19 protein-coding genes are annotated in these 17,864 nt (G+C 70.9%); 5 read left to right on the forward strand and 14 right to left on the reverse strand.

The annotated features are described in order from the left end of the window. The first annotated feature begins 20 nt into the window (after positions 1–20). On the forward strand, positions 21–377 hold the full coding sequence (locus ACIBEI_RS28730; RefSeq protein WP_398893143.1) for a 5-carboxymethyl-2-hydroxymuconate Delta-isomerase: 357 nt from the start codon (positions 21–23) through the stop codon (positions 375–377). Between the two features lie 258 nt (positions 378–635). Here ACIBEI_RS28730 and ACIBEI_RS28735 read toward each other — a convergent pair whose 3' ends face one another. From ACIBEI_RS28735 to ACIBEI_RS28745, 3 genes are all read right to left on the reverse strand, one after another. Further along, on the reverse strand, positions 636–1,325 hold the full coding sequence (locus ACIBEI_RS28735) for a TetR/AcrR family transcriptional regulator (protein WP_398893144.1): 690 nt from the start codon (positions 1,323–1,325) through the stop codon (positions 636–638). Positions 1,326–1,388: 63 nt separating this feature from the next. Next, a complete protein-coding gene (locus tag ACIBEI_RS28740; protein WP_398893145.1) occupies positions 1,389–3,359 on the reverse strand; it encodes a hypothetical protein in 1,971 nt (656 codons plus the stop codon). A 60-nt stretch (positions 3,360–3,419) separates the two neighbouring features. After that, positions 3,420–3,929, reverse strand: a complete 510-nt coding sequence (locus ACIBEI_RS28745) for a tetratricopeptide repeat protein (protein WP_398893146.1) — start codon at positions 3,927–3,929, stop codon at positions 3,420–3,422. A gap of 248 nt (positions 3,930–4,177) precedes the next feature. Here ACIBEI_RS28745 and ACIBEI_RS28750 point away from each other — a divergent pair, with 248 nt between their 5' ends. Continuing rightward, a complete protein-coding gene (locus tag ACIBEI_RS28750; RefSeq protein WP_189838274.1) occupies positions 4,178–4,621 on the forward strand; it encodes a hypothetical protein in 444 nt (147 codons plus the stop codon). Positions 4,622–4,761: 140 nt separating this feature from the next. On the opposite strand, the gene ACIBEI_RS28755 is transcribed toward ACIBEI_RS28750, so the two are convergent. The 7 genes from ACIBEI_RS28755 to ACIBEI_RS28785 form a co-directional block, all read right to left on the reverse strand. Continuing rightward, on the reverse strand, positions 4,762–6,309 hold the full coding sequence (locus tag ACIBEI_RS28755) for a DUF1996 domain-containing protein (RefSeq protein WP_398893147.1): 1,548 nt from the start codon (positions 6,307–6,309) through the stop codon (positions 4,762–4,764). 282 nt (positions 6,310–6,591) lie between these two features. Then, positions 6,592–7,245, reverse strand: a complete 654-nt coding sequence (locus tag ACIBEI_RS28760) for a LuxR C-terminal-related transcriptional regulator (RefSeq protein WP_398893148.1) — start codon at positions 7,243–7,245, stop codon at positions 6,592–6,594. Further along, the gene (locus tag ACIBEI_RS28765; protein ID WP_398893149.1) at positions 7,230–8,531 is read right to left on the reverse strand and encodes a sensor histidine kinase; all 1,302 of its coding nucleotides are present in this window, start codon (positions 8,529–8,531) and stop codon (positions 7,230–7,232) included. Before ACIBEI_RS28765 ends, ACIBEI_RS28760 begins: the two co-directional genes overlap by 16 nt. Before the next feature lie 86 nt (positions 8,532–8,617). Next, entirely contained in the window at positions 8,618–9,676 is a 1,059-nt protein-coding gene (locus ACIBEI_RS28770; RefSeq protein WP_398893150.1) for an NAD-dependent epimerase/dehydratase family protein, read from the reverse strand. Between the two features lie 102 nt (positions 9,677–9,778). Next, positions 9,779–10,387 (reverse strand): winged helix-turn-helix domain-containing protein, encoded by a 609-nt coding sequence (locus ACIBEI_RS28775; RefSeq protein WP_398893151.1) that lies wholly within the window; start codon positions 10,385–10,387, stop codon positions 9,779–9,781. Positions 10,388–10,832: 445 nt separating this feature from the next. After that, entirely contained in the window at positions 10,833–11,861 is a 1,029-nt protein-coding gene (gene glnII, locus ACIBEI_RS28780; RefSeq protein ID WP_398893152.1) for a glutamine synthetase, read from the reverse strand. A gap of 429 nt (positions 11,862–12,290) precedes the next feature. Further along, positions 12,291–12,728: a MarR family transcriptional regulator gene (locus ACIBEI_RS28785; RefSeq protein WP_398893222.1), complete on the reverse strand. Its 438-nt coding sequence runs from the start codon at positions 12,726–12,728 to the stop codon at positions 12,291–12,293. Between the two features lie 96 nt (positions 12,729–12,824). Here ACIBEI_RS28785 and ACIBEI_RS28790 point away from each other — a divergent pair, with 96 nt between their 5' ends. Further along, positions 12,825–13,682, forward strand: coding sequence for an alpha/beta fold hydrolase (locus ACIBEI_RS28790; protein ID WP_398893153.1), 858 nt, complete (start codon positions 12,825–12,827; stop codon positions 13,680–13,682). Positions 13,683–13,723: 41 nt separating this feature from the next. On the opposite strand, the gene ACIBEI_RS28795 is transcribed toward ACIBEI_RS28790, so the two are convergent. Together ACIBEI_RS28795 and ACIBEI_RS28800 are read right to left on the reverse strand one after the other, a co-directional pair. After that, complete coding sequence (locus ACIBEI_RS28795) at positions 13,724–14,419, reverse strand: hypothetical protein (protein ID WP_398893154.1); 696 nt, start codon at positions 14,417–14,419, stop codon at positions 13,724–13,726. A 108-nt stretch (positions 14,420–14,527) separates the two neighbouring features. After that, positions 14,528–14,917: an arsenate reductase family protein gene (locus ACIBEI_RS28800; RefSeq protein ID WP_398893155.1), complete on the reverse strand. Its 390-nt coding sequence runs from the start codon at positions 14,915–14,917 to the stop codon at positions 14,528–14,530. 143 nt (positions 14,918–15,060) lie between these two features. Here ACIBEI_RS28800 and ACIBEI_RS28805 point away from each other — a divergent pair, with 143 nt between their 5' ends. Next, positions 15,061–15,444, forward strand: coding sequence for a DoxX family protein (locus ACIBEI_RS28805; RefSeq protein WP_398893156.1), 384 nt, complete (start codon positions 15,061–15,063; stop codon positions 15,442–15,444). Positions 15,445–15,577: 133 nt separating this feature from the next. Here the strand turns inward: ACIBEI_RS28805 and ACIBEI_RS28810 are convergent, their stop codons facing one another. Continuing rightward, positions 15,578–15,970 (reverse strand): hypothetical protein, encoded by a 393-nt coding sequence (locus ACIBEI_RS28810; protein WP_398893157.1) that lies wholly within the window; start codon positions 15,968–15,970, stop codon positions 15,578–15,580. A 275-nt stretch (positions 15,971–16,245) separates the two neighbouring features. Between ACIBEI_RS28810 and ACIBEI_RS28815 the strand changes: the two genes are divergently transcribed. Further along, a complete protein-coding gene (locus ACIBEI_RS28815) occupies positions 16,246–16,554 on the forward strand; it encodes a hypothetical protein (protein ID WP_143631201.1) in 309 nt (102 codons plus the stop codon). A gap of 97 nt (positions 16,555–16,651) precedes the next feature. Here the strand turns inward: ACIBEI_RS28815 and ACIBEI_RS28820 are convergent, their stop codons facing one another. Continuing rightward, positions 16,652–17,836: a winged helix DNA-binding domain-containing protein gene (locus ACIBEI_RS28820; RefSeq protein WP_398893158.1), complete on the reverse strand. Its 1,185-nt coding sequence runs from the start codon at positions 17,834–17,836 to the stop codon at positions 16,652–16,654. Positions 17,837–17,864: the final 28 nt, after the last annotated feature.

Genomic DNA, 17,864 nt, shown 5'->3' on the forward strand with positions numbered 1-17,864 from the left:
GACCTAGAACTGGAGTGCCCGTGCCGCAGATCACCGTTGACTACTCGACGTCCCTCTCCGACGCGTTCGACCGGCAGGGGTTCGCTGTCGCGCTGCACGCCGTGGTGGTGGAGACGGCTGCCGCGAGGATCGAGGCGTGTAAGTCCAGGTTCCGGCCGACCGACGACATCGTTGTGGGTGCGGAGGTGACCGGGCATGGGCTCGTCCATGTCACGGTCGCGCTGCTGGCCGGGCGGTCCGACGAGACGAAGCTTCTGTTGACTGAGCGGACGCTTGAGGTTTTGCGGGCGCATGTGAAGCCGGTTGATGGTGTGGTGTTGCATGCGTCCGCGGAGGTGCGGGACCTTGATGCGTCTTACCAGAAGTTCGTGGACTGACGTCGGGGCTTGTTCGTCGGGTGCGGGTGTGTGGGGGCTGGTCGCGCAGTTCCCCGCGCCCCTAAAAGATGCGGAGTTCCCCGCGCCCCCAAGACTGCGCCGTTCCCCGCGCCCCTGAAAGACAAAAGATTGCGCCGTTCCCCGCGCCCCTGGAAGACAAAAGATTGCGCCGTTCCCCGCGCCCCTGGAAGCCGAAAGACCGCGCCGTTCCCCGCGCCCCTGGAAGCCCCAAGCCCGCCGCCCCCCTTGGAGCTTGCTCTACGACGCCAGTGAGACCAAGCGGCCCATCAAGTCTGTGAACGGGCCCTCTGCCGGTTCGTTCGCGAGTATGTGGCGTAGGAGGTCGGCCATCTCGGGGTCGTAGGCGGCGCTGACGGCGGCGAGGGCCGCGAAGTCGTGGACGAGCTGGGCCTCCAGCTCGGCGCGGGGGATCCGGCGGCCGTCCAGCCAGATGAGGGCCGTCGACTCGGCCAGGGAGATCCAGGAGCGGACGACCAGTTCGAGGCGGGCGGGCGGCCGCTCGATCCGCAGATGCGCCAGGATCTGGAGGTACGCGGCCTGCCGTACGCCGTCGATGAGGGCGTTCGTGTTGGTGGAGCCGACCGGGGGGCCGCCGCGCAGCAGGGCCGAGAAGCCGGGCCCGTGCTGGTCGACGAAGTCGAAGTACCGTCGCATGACCCGCAGCAGCCGCGCCCCCAGCGGGCCTTCCCGAGGTTCGATGAAACGTTCCGCCAGATCGTCCGAGGCGCGCTTCAACGCGGCTTCGTACAGGCTGAGTTTGCCGGGGAAGTAGTGGTAGACCAGCGGGCGCGAGATGCCCGCGGCGGCTGCTATCTCGTCGATGGAGACGTCGTCGGGCGAGCGTCGGCTGAACAGGTCGAGAGCGACGCCGATCAACTGCTGCCGCCGCTCCTCGACACCCATCCTGCGGCGTACCCCGGTTGTCATACGAACACCTTACCGATCGGATCCGGCCGCGAACGGGTCGGAGCCGCACGCGTGTTCATCGCGTCAGCGCAGGCCGCCGATCGACCTCCCGTCGGCGAGCGTCCCCTTCAGGCCTGCCTGCGCGCCCTGTTGGGCCCGTACGGCAAGGAGATTGCCCTCGGTGGATCCGTCGACTCCGCCCGTCGCGCGGATCGACTCGGTGTCCTTGCTTCCGGCGGCGAGGAGATACCAGTCACCCGTACCGGACTTCCACATCACGCCCGCCAGGACGTGGGAGTCCTTCGCGCCGCAGGCGGCCACGTTCTCCGCCTTCGCCACGACGGCGCCGTACGGCTGGCCCTCGGCGTGGAACTGGGCGAGCACCCGGGTCCCGCCGCCGCGCCAGGTGTCCGCGCGGGTGCACAGCCAGTTCGCGGTGCCGCTCGCGCCGGGCAGCGGCTGCCGGGCGTACTGCCAGGCGTTCACCGCGCGTACGCCCTGGCCGCGGACGGACGCCAGGGAGCAGGCGAACGGCGCCCAGGTCGCCGCCGACGCCTCGTGGGGCTCCCCGGGGCGGCCCGAGGTGAGACGGGCCGGGGTCAGCTCGCCGAGGTCGGTCGTCAGCCGGGTGCCCGAACGGTCCGTGAGCTCCAGCGCGTTCCAGGAGCGGCACTCACCGGTCTGCAGCGCGGGGCTGGCGAACGGCTCGGTCACCCCGTCCGCCGACCGGCCGAGACGCGTCCCGCCGGAAGACCCGGGGGAGCCGGAAGCCCCCGGAGCACCTGATGCGCCGGCCGCCGACTTCAGCAGGTCCCGCACCACGGCCGTACGCACCCACGGTGCCGTCAGATAGCGGACGTTGCCGTCGGAGCGGCCGAGGACCACCGCGTTCGCCTCGGCACCCGTGGCGCCGTCGACCCGGGCGAAGTCCAGGGCGGCGCCCTGTGTGCCGTCCTTCGCCTCGGCGTAGCGCGCGATGCGCAGCCCGTCGTAGAGCAGCACGACCCGGCTCTGGTCGACCTCGCCCGCGTACAGCAGCTGGGGCGGTCCCGGCGGGGCGCCCGCCGGGGTGCCGGGGGTGGCCGAGACCTGCACGGACTCGCCGGGGCGCGCCCAGACGGCGAGCGCGCGGCGCAGCAGCGCCTTGTCGCCGGTGAGGGTGCCGCGCGCGGGCCACACGGAGAAGTCGGTGCGCGTGGACGTCTGCCACGCGGCGGCCGGGACGAGCGTCAGCTTGCCGGGATCCAGGGCGGCCTGGGCGGAGGGGTTCTGCGCGTACGGGGGAGCGGCCGCGCCGTCGGGGCCCCAGCCGTCGCCGGGCAGCCCGAGCAGCGCCCCGCACACCGCGACGGCGGCGGTCGCGGCGAGCGCCGCCTTCATGTGCTGGCGGCGGCGCATCAGGTCCGGCGGCCGGGCCTGCAGCGAGCACGGGTCGAACTCGGGGGACGTCAGCAGCCCGTACTTCGCCTCGATCTCGTCGGCCTCGTCGAGTGCGTCGGCCGGGTCCTCCTCGCCCGCCGCGGCCAGCACCCTGCGTACGTCCGCGTCGGACAGCCGCTCCAGACCGCGCAGGACGTAGGCGGCCCGGGCCGGGGCCGACAGGGCGGACAGCCGCTGGTCCAGGGCGAGTTCGTCGGCGCCGCCCGAGCGCGGGAAGAGCCGCAGGCCCCACACCTGGGGGAGCAGCGGCGGCAGTTGGGCCCGCTTCGGCCAGGCCCTGAACGTCAGCGGGCGGCCGGCCTCCAGCGCCGTGCGCAGCACCCGCAGGCGTACGTACGCGTATCCGGGATCGGCGTCGCGGCCCTCGGCGGTCTTCTGGGCGGGGAGGACCGAGGCGTCGCCTGACGTCCGGCCGCGGGGCAGCGCGCGCTGGGTGAGGGCGTGCGCGGTGAGCACCCGCCGGTTGCGGCCGAGGCTCGGCGGCAGCACCAGATAGGCGAGCCGGACGAGCCGCGGATAGTGCTCGACGAGCGCGGCCTCGGCCTGCTCGACGTCGACGGCCGGTCCGGGGCGGGGGTCCGGTGCGGGGCGCGGGGCGACATCCTGTGACTGCACGTTCAGCAAAACGAGCGAATCCGTGGTTGGTCACCTGGACTGCCCCGAGTCCGTGGGGAGTTACCCCTCCGGCTCCACGAGTTCGCGGGCGTAGTTCGCCATGGAGCGCTGGTAGCGCGGCAGATGAGCGGCCAGGGCGCCCAGCACGAGCGCGAGCCCTTCGCGTTCGCGGCCCAGGCTCGCCAGGCACAGCGCGAGTGTGGCGCGTACGGCGTCGTCCAACTCGTCCGAGGGCGCGACGAGTTCGGGCGTCAGCAGCTTGACGCCCTCCTCCGGCTGTCCGGTGTTCCGCAGCGAGCTGGAGAGCTGGATCTTCGCGCGCCGGCCGCGGTAGCCGTCCAGCCCGCGCGCCAGCGCCTCCCGGTACAGCGGCACGGCCCGGTCCGAGTGGCCCGTCGAGTCCCAGGCGCAGGCCCGCTCGAACGGGCCGACGGGGCTGTCGGCGGGCAGCTCGGCGACCAGCGCGTCGATGACCGCGCGGAAGTCGGCCGCCTCAGCCTCGGCGTAGTCGTCGAAGGTGGCCCAGGCGGCCGTCACGCGCTCGTCCCAGTCAGCATCGATGGTGGTCACGTGCCCACCCTCGCACAGGTGTGCCTGCCAACGGCATCGGCTTTACGCGCTCATCGACAGCCCTGTGCCCCGGCCCTGCCCGACAGCGGAGGACCACTGATGTGGCGCGCGTCACTGTGATGTGTCCGGTGATGCCGTAAACACGGAGGCGATTGAGCGCCGGGCGTGCGGGAGCCGTATCCGAAGGCAGAGCCCTCTACCGGGGCTCTCAACGGCGTGGGCCGGAACCGACCCGGAGGTACGTACGAATGCGTTTGACGAGGAAGAGGCTCGCGGTCGGTACGGCCGGGGCGGTCACGGCACTTCTGGCGGTGACCGGCTGCGGCGGCGGCTCCGAGGACAGCGGGGCGAAGGTCCCCGAGACCGCGAGCGGGAGCCTGGAGCAGATCGCGAGCGAGGCGGGCTGCAAGCCGGACATGCAGACGGACGCGGACACGATCCGGCAGGCCATCTGCAAGACCTCCGGCGGCAAGTACATCCTGGCGACGTTCGCCACCGACCGCGGTCAGCGCGAGTGGCTGAACGGGGCGAAGGACTACGGCGGCTACTACCTGGTCGGCCGCAAGTGGGTCGCCGTCGGCGAGCAGAAGACGGTCACCGCACTGCGCGGCCAGCTCGGCGGGACCATGGAGGAAGGCTCCGAGCACATGAACCCCGGTGGCAGTCACAACAGCGGCGGTCACAGCAGCTGACCGCGTCGACGCTCCGACCAGGCAGCGGGTAGCGGGTTCGAGGGCATTCGGGGCAGGCGAAAGGGCAAGCGAAAGCCGGCGGTGGGAAATCCCACCGCCGGCTTTCTCGTGCTTACTGCGTGTGGCTCACTGCCTCTGTGTCACTGGCAGTCCTGGCCGCTGTTGATGCAGTCGACCACCTGGTTCATCGTGTTCTCGTCGAAGAAGTTGATGAAGTCGTTGTGGTCGGTGATCGGCTTGTGCAGCTGGTCCGGGAAGGAGTCCACCGCGAAGGCGTTCTGTACCTGCCCGTTCTGGATCTGCGGGGCGTCTACGTCATAGACCAGACGGACCTGCAGCTGGGGGATGGCCTGGAAACCGTTGCCACAGGTGCCGTCCGCCTGGACGAAGGACACGTGCGTGCGGTGGTTGGCCGAGTCGATGTTCTGACCGTCCCAGCAGCTCTGGAAGTTGGTCGTCCGCACCACGGAGCTGCCCTCGGGGCAGATCGGGTACTTGTCCGTCAGCTGACGGTCCTCGAAGCCGGTGCAGCTCCAGTTGGTGTTGGCGTTGGCGAGGCCGTTCACGAAGGACTTGGCGTCACCGGTGATGATGCGAAGGGCCGTGGGCATCGCGACCACATCGCCCTTCTGGTTGCCGACGAACTTCAGCTGAGCCTCGCTGGCCTGGAGGATCGTGCCGACGTTGCCGTCCTGACCGCCACCGGGGGCGTTCGCGTCGATGTCGTCCTGACCGTCCTGCACACGCAGCACCGGCCAGAAGTACGACGACTTGTCACCCTGGTTCTGGCAGGTGGTGTCCGCCGCGGCCAGGTCCTGGTCGCTCGCGAAAGCGTCGTTGTCCTGGTTGCCGACGTAGTCGTGCTGGTGCTGGGCACCGTTGCTGACACCGGGAGCGACGATCACGTTGTCCGAGTTGCGGTTCTCGTTCTCGTTCGTGCCACAGTTCGTGGTGAACGTGCCCGTCGAACCGGAGTCGCCGTTCGCGGGAAGACCGTTCGGACCGACACCCTTCGGGCCACCGGTCGGCTGGACCTGGGTGATGTCCTGGAAGTCGTCGGCCGCCGGGCCGTTGCCGTCCTGGCCACCGTTGCCCTGGTCCTGGCCATTGTCCTGACCCTGATCCTGACCGTTGCCCTGGTCCTGACCCTGGTCCTGACCGTTGTCCTGGCCCTGATCCTGACCGTCGCCGCCCTGGCCTTCACCGGCGGCGGGCTGGTCGGCCGGCACGCCCTCACACTCGGCGAGCTGGTCCTGCTGCTGCGGAGCCTTGCCGCCCGAGCGCCGGATGTTGTTGCCGATCCGGTCGATCGTGGCGGTCCGCTTGGACTTCAGCGGACTCAGGATGGCGTTGTTGACGTAGCTGGAGTCCCCCGCCTGGGCCTGGCGCGTGTCGGCGAGGCGCTTGTAGGCCTCGGTGACCTGCTGGTCGAGCTTCGCCAGTTCCTTGTCGACACCGGCGCGTGCGCCCTTCGGAACGTCGGTCAGCTGCTGGCCGACGTCCGGACATTTGATCGTCGCCACTCCGGCGGCCGTCGTCTGCGCGTTCTGCGTCGAGTTCTTGCCCTCGCCCGCAGAAGCGTAGATGTTGGCCGCCAGCAGACCGCCGCCACCCAGCGCGAGAGCCGCCGATGCGGCTATCGCCCGGTTGGCGAGCGTGGAGCGGCGTTTACGGTTTGTGCGTCCCATGGAACTCCTCTGGCTTCCTTGCGGGGGCATTGAGGCGCCCGACAGGAGGTGAAGCGGCTCCGTTCAATACGGAGGGGGTTCCTGAGGTGTTCAGTGGTCCGAGAAATTGGTGAGAGTTCGGTGACGCAATCCCGGCGCAAGGGGCCCAGAAGCCCCTGAAACAACGGCAGTTGAGCGGGATTTATTGAATATCATTCAGCGAAAGCGGAACGTCGGACCCGCCTCCTGACGGATCTCCGGACGACCGCCGCCGATCTTTCCCGACCCTCGTTCGGGACCCTTTCAGCGGTCCTGGTCCAAATAGGCGAGAACGGCCAGGACGCGACGGTTGTCGTCGTCCGAGACCTCGAGTCCCAGCTTCGCGAAGATGTTGGACGTGTGCTTGGCGATCGCCCGCTCCGTGACCACCAGTTGGCCCGCGATCGCCGCATTCGACCTGCCCTGTGCCATCAGTTCCAAAACCTCCAGCTCGCGCGGTGTCACCCGGCCCAGCGGCCGGTCGTCCGCCTGCCGCCGCGTCAGCAACTGCTGGATGACCTGCGGATCCATCGCCGTACCGCCCGCCGCGACCCGACGTACGGCGTCGATGAACTGCTCGGCGTCGAACACCCGGTCCTTGAGCAGATAGCCGACCCCGCCGGCCCCGTCGGCGAGCAGCTCACGCGCGTACAACTGCTCCACGTGCTGCGAGAGGACCAGCACCGGCAGCCCGGGTCTCGCCCGCCGGGCCGCCAGCGCGCACTGCAGCCCCTCGTCCGTGTGCGAGGGCGGCAGCCGTACGTCGACGACGGCGACGTCCGGCGCCAACTCGGCCAGCGCCCTGGTGAGTTCGGGCCCGGTCTCGACGGCCGCGGCGATCTCGAAGTCGTACGCCTCCAGCAGCCGGACCAGTCCGTCGCGCAGCAGGAACAGGTCTTCGGCTAGGACAACTCGCAAGGGATCTCCATGGTCACCATGGTGGGGCCGCCCGCGGGACTGCTGACGGCGAGGACGCCGTCGAATGTACCCAGTCGCCGCTCGACTCCGGAGAGTCCCGAACCCGCGCCGATCCTGGCGCCCCCGCCGCCGTCGTCGGTGACGGCGATCCGCAGCATCCCGCCGTGCTCCGGGGAGTGGTGGATGTCGACCCAGATCCGGTCCGCCCCCGAGTGCTTGACGGCGTTGGTGAGGACCTCGCTGACGGCGAAGTAGGCGGCCGCCTCCACCGGCTCGCCCACCCGGCCCGGCAACTCCACGTCCACCTCCGTACTGATCGGCAGCCGCAGCGCCAACGCCCGTACGGCGTCGCCGAGTCCGCGCTCCGCGAGCACGGGCGGGTGGATACCGCGTACGAGGTCACGCAGTTCCGTGAGCGCCTCCGCGGAGGACTTGCGGGCCTGCGCGAGCAGCTGCTTGGCCTTCGCCGGGTCCTTCTCGACCAGGGCCTCGATGGTGCCGAGATCCATGCCCATCGCGACCAGCCGGGCCTGCGCCCCGTCGTGCAGGTCCCGTTCGATGCGGCGCAGTTCGGCCGCCGAGGTGTCGACGGCGTCGCGCCGGGTCTCGGTGAGCACACGGACGCGCTCGGCCAGCTCGCCCTGGCCGGACGCGAGGACGGACCGGGTCAGCAGGAAGTGGACCCGCAGCAGCAGGGGAGCGGTGTAGACACCGGTGACGAGCAGGGCCGCTCCCAGCGCGGCCGCGGCGAGGGCGCTGAGCTGCCCGCTGATCGGCACGAACCCGTACCACCAGCCGACGCGCGTGCCGTCCGTGAAGACCCGCCACAGCCCGGCGCCGAGCGCGAACCCCTCGAAGGGGTAGGTGAGCAGGGCGGCGGGCAGCAGCACCGTGACGAAGCCCGCGATCATGTCGACCGGCAGCCACATCAGGTCCCGCCACGTCGCCGGATCGCCGAGCAGCCGGAAGCACCGCGTCCAGGGGTTCGCGTCCTTCGGGACCGGCCGGTACGCGGGCGGGATCCGCACCCCGCACCACTGGGCCGCCACCAGCCGCCGCCAGTTCGCGAAGCCGCGTACGCCCGCCATCACCCACGGTGTCGTGACGATGCCGATGCCCAGCGGTACGAGGACGATCGACACGACGGACAGGACGAAGAGGGTGATCGACCCGGCCGGCACCACGACGGCCAGCACCAGGGCCCGCACCCCGGCGAGCGCGGCGGTACGCAGTCTGCCGCCGACGGGCTTATTGTCCCCGTTCCTGTTGTCCCCGTTCGTGTTCATGCCCTCAGTCTCGCCGAGCCCGCCGCCGCGGTCACTGGGCCGAACCACCCGGCGGGGGTGGTGCCAACGCCACCCCCCCGCGGCGCTCAGCCGCCCAGGACCTTCGCCTCCACCGAGGGGTCGAGCCCGACCACCGGCCTGTCGGTGCGCTGGGGAGCGGTGCCTCCGATGTCCTGGAGCCATCTCCAGGTGTCGGCCACCGTCTCGGCGACCGGCCGGCACCGGAGCCCGTCCCGTACCGCTCTGGACACGTCCGCCCGGTGCATCGCGTCGTACGACTCCGAGCCGGGCGGCACCCACACCGGCAGCTGGATCCACGGCTCGATCCCGGCCGCGAGAACCACCTCGGGATCGGTCCACCGAAGCTCGGCCGGACCGCCCGAGGCCGGACCTTCCGCGGCTGCGCCTCCCGTGGCTGCGTCTTCCGCGGCCGTGCCTCCCGCGACCCGGGCGCACGCGTCGAGCAGCGTCCCCATGGTCGCGTGCCCCGACGGGCTGATGACGTTGTACGCCCCTTCCGCGCCCGCCTCCACCGCCCCGAGGGTCCACTCGGCCAGATCGCGGACGTCGACGTACTGGAGCGGGAGTTCACGGGGACCGGGCGCGAGGACGGGCCCGCCGCGCGCCATCCGGTCCAGCCACCACGGCAGGCGCCCGATGTTCTCGTACGGGCCGAGGATCAGACCGGCCCGTACGAGAAGCGCCCGCTGCTCGCCGAAGGCGTCCAGCACGGCCAGTTCGCCGCCCCGCTTGTCGCGCGCGTAGTCGGTCCGCCCGGCGTCCGGGGAGGCGCCCTCCACCACCGGGCTGCCCTCGTCGTACCCCGCCGCGGGTGGCCAGGCGTACACGGAACAGCTCGACACGTACACGTACCGCCGGGCGCGGTTCGCCAGCAGCCGGGCCGAGTCCCGGACGATCCGCGGGGCCGCGGACCAGGTGTCGACGACGACGTCCCACTCCTCCTCGGTCCCGGCCAGGGCCGCGAGCCCGTCGGGCGCGGTGCGGTCGCCGTGCAGGGACCGCACCCCCGCCGGAGGTTCGTGGCGTCCCCGGTGGAAGACGGTCACGTCCCAGCCGCGGGCGAGCGCCGCCTCCACGACGGCCCTGCCCACGAACTCCGTACCACCCAGCGTCAGAAGTCTCATACGGGTGACTCTGCCCGGCGGCCCCGCGCGACGGAACGCGAATCTGCCGACAGAAGAACCGTTCCGCCGACGGACGAATCCGTACGCGACACGGGTCCGGGATCAGCCCGCGGTCGGCGGTGTGTACTTGTACCCCACGCGCCGCACCGTCTGGATCGCCTCCCGGTGCTCGGCCCCGAGCTTGCGGCGCAGCCGGGCGATGTGGACGTCCACGGTCCGGCCGTCGCCCACGTGCCCGTAGCCCCACACCGTGGTGACCAGCTGGTCGCGGCTGTGCACGCGGTGCGGATGCGCCACGAGATGCGCGAGCAGCTCGAACTCCAGGTATGTGAGATCCAGCGGTCGTCCGCCGACCTCGGCCGTGCGCTGCACGGTGTCGACGCGTACGAGGGAGTCGTCGCCCTCGCCGTCAGACTCCGCCCGGTCCGCGTCCGGCACGGCGACCGGGAGGAGCGACGGCTGGTCGGCCGGTACGAGGACCAGGTACCCGATCATCGGCGGCCGGCCCGGCAGCGTGGGCAGGGTGTGCGGGGGAGCGGGCAGCCAGGTGGCGCCCGGCGGGAGAAGGGCCGTGACGTCGGCCACCTCGTCCCGGTCGACCGCACGCAGTCGAGGGCGGGCCGGGCCCGTGGAAGGGGCCGCAGAAGGCGCCGTGGAGGGGGCGGCGGAGGGGGCGGTGGCAACGGACGAGAAGGAACGGGTGTTCGCCATGAGAGGTCAGCTCTTTCGCGCGAGAGGTCGTCGGAGGACGTACGTCGTGCGCGCTGGCCGAAGGCCGGGATGTACGGCTTTAGAGGGCCCGCGCGTTCACCGCGCGACAACACACCCGGTCGAAGTCGTGATGCTGCCGGGAAGGCCAGAAGGGCTCAAGATCACGACGCCCCGTCGCGATGAACTCCTGGAAGCCGGTCATGCCCTCATTGAAGCAGACCCTCGCCACCAAGAGCAGCCTCCTCTCACTGGCCGGACATTTACTTGCCACGCCTTGAGGCCGCCGACCTTTCAGACGCCCGGGGGGCTACTTACCTAGGGGCGCGGGGAACTGCGCGACCAGCCCACACTCACCCGCACCCGCCAACGCACCCGACACCCCCTGACCGAACGCGGAAGGGGCGCCCACCACAAAGGTGGGCGCCCCTTCAGAAGAACAGGTAACTCAGACCTGCCCGGCCTTCTCAAGAGCAGAACAGCACGTGTCGACGATCAGCCGAGTCACCAGGTACGGGTCGACGTTGGCGTTGGGACGCCGGTCCTCGATGTACCCCTTGCCGTCCTTCTCCACCTGCCAAGGAATCCGCACCGAGGCGCCACGGTTGGACACACCGTAGGAGTACTCGTTCCACGGGGCGGTCTCGTGCAGACCGGTCAGCCGGTCGTCGATCCCGGCACCGTAGTTCTTGACGTGGTCGAGCGGCTTGGAGCCCTCGCCCAGCGACTCGCACGCGGTGATGATCGCGTCGTAACCCTCGCGCATCGCCTTGGTGGAGAAGTTGGTGTGCGCCCCCGCGCCGTTCCAGTCGCCCTTCACCGGCTTCGGGTCCAGCGTCGCGGAGACGTCGAAGTCCTCGGCGGTGCGGTAGAGCAGCCAGCGGGCCACCCACAGCTGGTCGGCGACCTCCAGCGGCGCCAGCGGGCCGACCTGGAACTCCCACTGGCCGGGCATGACCTCGGCGTTGATGCCGGAGATGCCCAGACCCGCCTTCAGGCAGTTGTCCAGGTGCGCCTCGACGACGTCACGGCCGAAGATCTCGTCCGAGCCGACACCGCAGTAGTAGCCGCCCTGCGCGGCCGGGAAGCCGCCCTCGGGGAAGCCGAGCGGGCGCGAGCCCTTGAAGAAGGTGTACTCCTGCTCGATGCCGAAGATCGGCTCCTGCGCGGCGAACTTCTCCGCGACCTCGGTGAGCGCGGCACGGGTGTTGGACTCGTGCGGCGTCATGTCGATGTTGAGAACCTCGCACATGACGAGTACGTCGTCGCCGCCGCGGATCGGGTCCGGGAACGTCGCGACCGGCTTGAGCACGCGGTCGGAGGCGTGACCCTCGGCCTGGTTCGTGGAGGACCCGTCGAAGCCCCAGATCGGCAGCTCGGCACCCTTGGCGTCGTCGGCCAGTATCTTCGTCTTCGAACGGAGCTTGGCCGTCGGCTCGGTGCCGTCGATCCAGATGTACTCAGCCTTGAAGGTCACGGGCCACATCCTTCGGGGTGGGTCTCTCAGCGCGATGCGGGTGCTGCGGCGCTGCGGCACTGGGGCGCCGCGGGGATGCCGGGAAGCCTGTCAACAGGCGATTTCCCGATCATTGCTCGAATGTGAACCCCGTGTTACCTGGTGCCTCTGTGCTGCGACTCACTCGCTGAGAGCGTTCGTGCGCCGCGTACCCGCCTCCCGAACAGCGGATTCCGCACGACGCCCGCCCCGCCCCGGACCCTCGTATGCGATGGGTTTCGCCCGCGCGTCAGGACGGGCCGCCGGACGGGCCGCCGGGCCGCCGGACGGGTCACGCGGGCAAACGGCCACCGGGCTCGGCCGCACCCCGCCGCCGGTCCGGACAACACCTCTGGATCACGGCCTCTGGATCACGGCCTCTGGATCACGACTCCGGGTCACGCCTCCGGGTCACTCCTCCGGCTTCGCGCCCGACGCCGCCTCCCGTACGCCCGTCAGGAAGCCCCGGATCGCGGCCAGTTCGCGCTCGTCGTACGCCCGGAGCAGTTCCATGGACCGGCCGATCAGCGGGCCGAAGAAGGCCTGGCCCAGTTCGACCGCCCGCTTCTCCACCTCGACGAGCACCCGGCGCCGGTCGCGCGCGTCACGTACCCGCCGTGCGTGCCCCAGCCGTTCGAGCCGGTCGAGGACGGCGGTGGTCCCCGCGGAGTTGAGCCCGAGCAGGCCGCCCAGCCGTCCCGCCGTCATCTCGGCCCCGTCCCTGCGGGCGTCCATGAGACAGATCAGCGCCCTGACGTCCGTGGCGTGCATGCTGTTCTCGTTCGCGAACCGGGCGCTGTGCAGGCCGAGTTCGACGGTGACCGCGCGCAGGAGATGGATGATCTCCATCTCGGGTCCCTGGTCCTTCACGCGGCGTCCCCGTCTATCATCTCGATGAGTGAGTATCTCGTTCAGCGAGATAATAGAGGGAGGGGAACGGGCGGCATGAACTTCTGCGTGGCGTACGACAAGGTCATGGCCAAGTGGCCCACCGACCGGGAGGAGATCAGCGTCCGCACCGCCTTCGGTGAGACGGTGGTCAACGTCTGCGGTCCGCGCGACGGCGCCCCGCTCCTCCTGTTACCGGGCGGAGGCGGCGCCACCTCGGCCTCCTGGTTCGCCAACGCGGCCGAACTCGCCCGTACGCACCGGGTCCACGCCGTCGACCTGATCGGTGAACCGGGGCGCAGCGTACGCGATGTCGAGTGTCCCCTGCGCACCGTCGCGCACCTCACCGCATGGCTCGACGAACTCGTCGGCGCGCTGCTGCACGACATGGGCGCCGGTCCGGCCGCCCGGATCCACCTGGGCGGGCACTCGTACGGCGGCTGGATCGCCCTGCAGTACGCGCTGCACGCGCCGGAGCGGGTGAGCCGTCTGTTCCTCCTCGACCCGACGAAGTGTTTCGCCGGGTTCAAGACGGCTTACCTGCTGCGCGCCGGGGCGATGATGCTGCGGCGCTCGCCCCGCCGACTGCGCGCCTTCCTGGAGTGGGAGACCGGGGGAGTCCCGCTCGACCACGACTGGCTGCGGCTCCAGGAGGAGGCCGGCACCTTCCCGCTCGTACGGCCGGTGACGGGCCCGGCCCCCGAGCCGGAGACCCTGCGCGCGCTCGAACCGCCGGTCCTGGTCCTGCTGGCGGAGAGGAGCAGGGCCCATGACGCACGACGGGTGGCGGCTCGCGCCGCCACCCTGTTGCCGCGCGCGGAGGTGGCCGTCCTGCCGGACGTGTCGCACCACGCGCTGCCTCACACGGACCCCGCCGAGCTGAACCGCAGGCTGACCGGCTTCCTGGCAGCCTGAACCGTCACTGCGGCGAGGTCTCACCGACGGAGGTCGCCCCGTCAGCCCACCTTCTCGATGAGCGCCCTGCGGATCAGGAACTTGCCGGGCTCGCGGACCTGCTCGAACGCCGCGTTGTTCAGGAGCGCGCAGCTGCCGGAGACCGAAGTGACCTCCACGGTCGTGGACTTGTTGTTGTCCAGGTTCGTGACCTTCAGCTTCGTACCGGCCGGGAACTGGTTGCTGGACGCCGCGGGAGCGCCGTCCTCGCCGGAGAGGGTGACGGTGGAACCGTTGCAGACCTGCTGGCCGACGGCGGCGTCATCGCCACCGGCGTCACCGGCGGCGGGCGGGGCAGCACTCTGCGAGGGCTGCTCGGCGGGGTCCGCGGGGTCGGCGGCGGCGGGCGGGGCCGACGCGGCGGGCGTCCCCTGGGGCGCGCCCGCCTGCGAGGACTCGCCGACCTCACAGCCGGAGGCCTTCTGCTGGACCTTGATCTGGGCGATCACCGCTTCCCGGTTGGCGATGCGCGCCTCGGACTGGGCGTCCGGGCTGGTGCGCTGCCCCTCGATGAACTTCTCGTTGTTGCCGAGCGCGGTGGCCAGACCGTCGCAGACCACCGAGGACTGCGCGGCCGGAGCATTGGTGCTCGCGTTCGAGGTGGCGGCGAAGGCGAAGGCCCCACCGCCGGCCACGGCCGCGGCGCTCACCAGCAGCGCGATCTTCTTCTTCGGGCCGAGAGTTCTCCTGCGTGACATGAACGGCTCCTGTCCCCGGTCACCCCTGGCGGTGACCGTCCGCCGCTATGTACGAGATCCCGAACGGAGATACTCAGTAGTTCACACGAGTCACCTAAGTAACGTAGATCACAGGGAAGTTGAGGGATCCTCACCTTGACTTCGGCCCAACGCGTCGCGTACGGCCTCGTCCGTACGAGCCACCACGGCGGTGCCGTCCTCCGCGGTGATGATCGGCCGCTGGATGAGCCGAGGGTGTTCCGCGAGCGCCGCGACCCACCGCTCGCGTGAACCGGCGTCCCGGGCCCACCCCTTCATGCCCAGCTCCTTCGCCACGGCCTCCTGGGTCCGGGTGATGTCCCAGGGCTCAAGGCCGAGCCGCTCCAGGACATCCCGGATCTCGGCCGCGCTCGGCACGTCCTCCAAGTACCGCCGAACCGTGTACTCGGCCCCCTCCTCGTCCAGCAGACTGATGGCGCTGCGGCACTTCGAACATGCCGGGTTGATCCAGATCTCCATGCGGCACAAGGTATGCCCGGCCGCTTCGCCCCCGCCTCAAGGGTGGCGCCCGCCATGTCACAGATCTCCGCCGTCCGGCCTCTCCATGCCTGAACCCCACCGAAGAGGTGGAGCGAGACGCCGAGCGACGGGAGCGTGACCCCATGGACCTCGCACTGTGGATCTGTGCCGGACTGCTGGCCGCGGTGGCCTTGGGCGGCGGCATCAGCAAGACGTTCGTGCCCAAGGAGACGCTGGCCGCGGCCCACGGCGGGGGATGGACCGAGGGCGCCGGCGTCGGCTTCGTCAAAACCCTCGGCGTCCTCGAACTCCTGGCCGCGCTGGGCCTGATCCTGCCCGCCGCACTCGACATCGCCCCCGTCCTGGTGCCGGTGACCGCCGCCTGCTGGGTCCTGTTGATGATCGGCGCGATGATCACCCACGGCCGACTCGGCGAATCCAGGTTCGTACTGCTGAACCTGACCTACCTCGCACTCGCGGCATTCATCGCCTGGGGCCGCCTCGGCCCCAACTCCTTCACCGGCTGACGGGCTGACGGGCTGACGGGCTGAGTGGCTGACGGGCCGACCGGCGACGGCGGCCACCCCGCTGCCCGGGGTCCTGGGCGGCCGGCCGCCGTTCCCGCAGGACCCTCGACCCGAGCGGAATCCGGCGCGCCGCTCAGTAGCCGGGCGGAATCCGGTCCTGCGGTTCGTCGGCCGCGGCTGCCGCATCGTCGTCCGCCACACCGTCCTCCACCTGCGCCCGGTCGACCATGGCCGAGCCGTTCCGCTCGGCCACGGCAGAGCCGTTCGTGTCCGAGGTCAGCTCCGCGATGCGCAGGGTGCACTCCCACTTCGTCAGCCTGCCTTTGATCACCACCAGGTACGACTCCTGGTCGGCGAAGCGGTACACCTGGCGCCACTGCTCGACGACATGCCTGCTCGGTACGTACGTGTGGACGGCGGCGCGGAGCTCCTCCAGCGCCTGTTCCTTCGTCTCCAGCCCACGACGGACGAACTCGGTCCTGTACGTGTCGTTGTCGTACTGCGCGATCACGACCCAGTTGCCCATGCGCCCTCCCCCTCGACCGGATCGCCAGTCAGCCACAGCTCGGCCGCCGGGACAAGAACGACGCAGGGCGAGGAGTGGCTCTGTTCGAATTGGCGCCACCTCACGCACATCTCGCAAACCATGTGTGACACGGCGCCAATTACCTTGCCCACCTGGACATTTGCTGGACGTCCTGGGCTCGCTGGATGTCAGTGGTGGCCGGTAAACTATAAGTAGTGTTCGAGGGGATCGCCGGAGACGCCGGACGGTTCCCTGATCGCGACAGGAGGATGCCTGTGCCCGCTGCCGCACTCAGCCCGCTGCCCACTCAGTCCACATCCAAGAGGGCGGTCCTGCTCGACCTGCCGTACGAGCCCGTCGAGAAGCGTCCGCTGCCACCGGGGCGCCCGCGCGACTGGTACGTGACGCACAACCGCCGTCTGAAGGCGATGCGACTCGCGATCGCCCTCCTCGACTCGGGTGTGTACGTACCGAACCAGGCCCGCAACGAGAAGATCCGCAGCACGGCCCAGCTCATCGGGATCCACCCGCCGTCGGACACCACGTGCCACATGGTCCGAGCCCTGATGAGGTACGCCCGCTGATCACGCCCGGTGCGCCGCCCGTTCGTCGGGGCGGCCGGCGCACCGGGTCGTGGCCCGGTGGTGTGCCACGAGCCGGTGGAAGGGACGGCCGTCGGCGTCAGGCCGACGCCAACTCCCGTTCCAGCGGCGTCCGGAAGCGCGGTGTGACCCGGGTCGGGCCCACCCAGGCATGCAGCCGCGCGGCCTCCGCCTCGATGGCCTCCCGCGCCTCGCGGCCCACACCCTCGCTGTCCAGCAGCCGCCAGGCGATCTCGCCGTCGGACCGCTGGGCCCAGCCGCCGACGATCCGCCCGTCCCACCACACGGTGGGCCCGATGTTCCCGCTGCGGTCGAAGAGCGCGGACCGCAGCTCCGGCGGGCAGTACCAGTCCCGCTCCTGCCAGCCCATGGCCGTCGGATCCAGCCCGGGCAGCAGCGCGGCCCACGGCTCGGCCGCCTCGACCGGCTCCACGGCGTCGGCGAGGACGTGCCCGACACCCTCGTCGACCGACACGGTCACCGCTCCGACCGCCTTGAGCGCGGCGCGTACGTCAGTGACCTTCCAGCCCGTCCACCACTTCAGGTCCGCCTCCGTGGCCGGCCCGCACGCGCCGAGCCACCGTCGCACCAGCTCCGCCTGGGCCTCGGCGACCGGCAGTTCGGGGGAGGGAGGGGCCACCGCCCACCGGAACTGCGTGGACGTCCACGAGCCCAGCGGCCGCCCTCGTACGACCCGGCCCTCGACGCCCAGCACCCTCCACAACCGCGAGGAGACGGTGTGCACGCCCTCGTAGCTCTTCCCGGCCGCGTACGCGAACTGTTCCCTCAACCGGGGCTCGTCCTGGGCCAGTTCCACCGCGGTGGCCTCCCCGCGCCGGGCCAGCGCGGCCAGCGCCGACGCCTCCACCTCCGCGAGCCACTCCGCGTCCGGTGCCCCGGCCTTGGCCATGTCCTTGATCAGCGCGGCCCGCGCCCGCGCGGCGACCGCGAGCCCGGTGGAGGCATGCACGACCGGAACGAGCCCGGTGGGGAACACGAACACGGTGTGCCGCATGCCGTGCATCCGCAGCAGCGTCCGGTCCTCGTACAGCGCGCGTTCCGTCTCCGGCACGGTCTTCGCCGCGTCCGCCAGGCGCGCGCCCACGGCGAGGAAGACGCTCGCGGGATCCGTCCCGTGCAGCGCCACCAGCGACTCCGCGACCTCCTCCGGCGAGTCCGCCCGCGCGTGCCCGGCCAGCCGATGCCCGACAGCCAGCCGGGCCCGCCGCTCCGCCACCTCGATGTACCGCAGCTGTCCGCTCACTCGATCCCCTGTGTCGCTCCGTAGCACC

It is taken from the genome of Streptomyces sp. NPDC050988 (assembly GCF_044456225.1).
Taxonomy (GTDB): domain Bacteria; phylum Actinomycetota; class Actinomycetes; order Streptomycetales; family Streptomycetaceae; genus Streptomyces.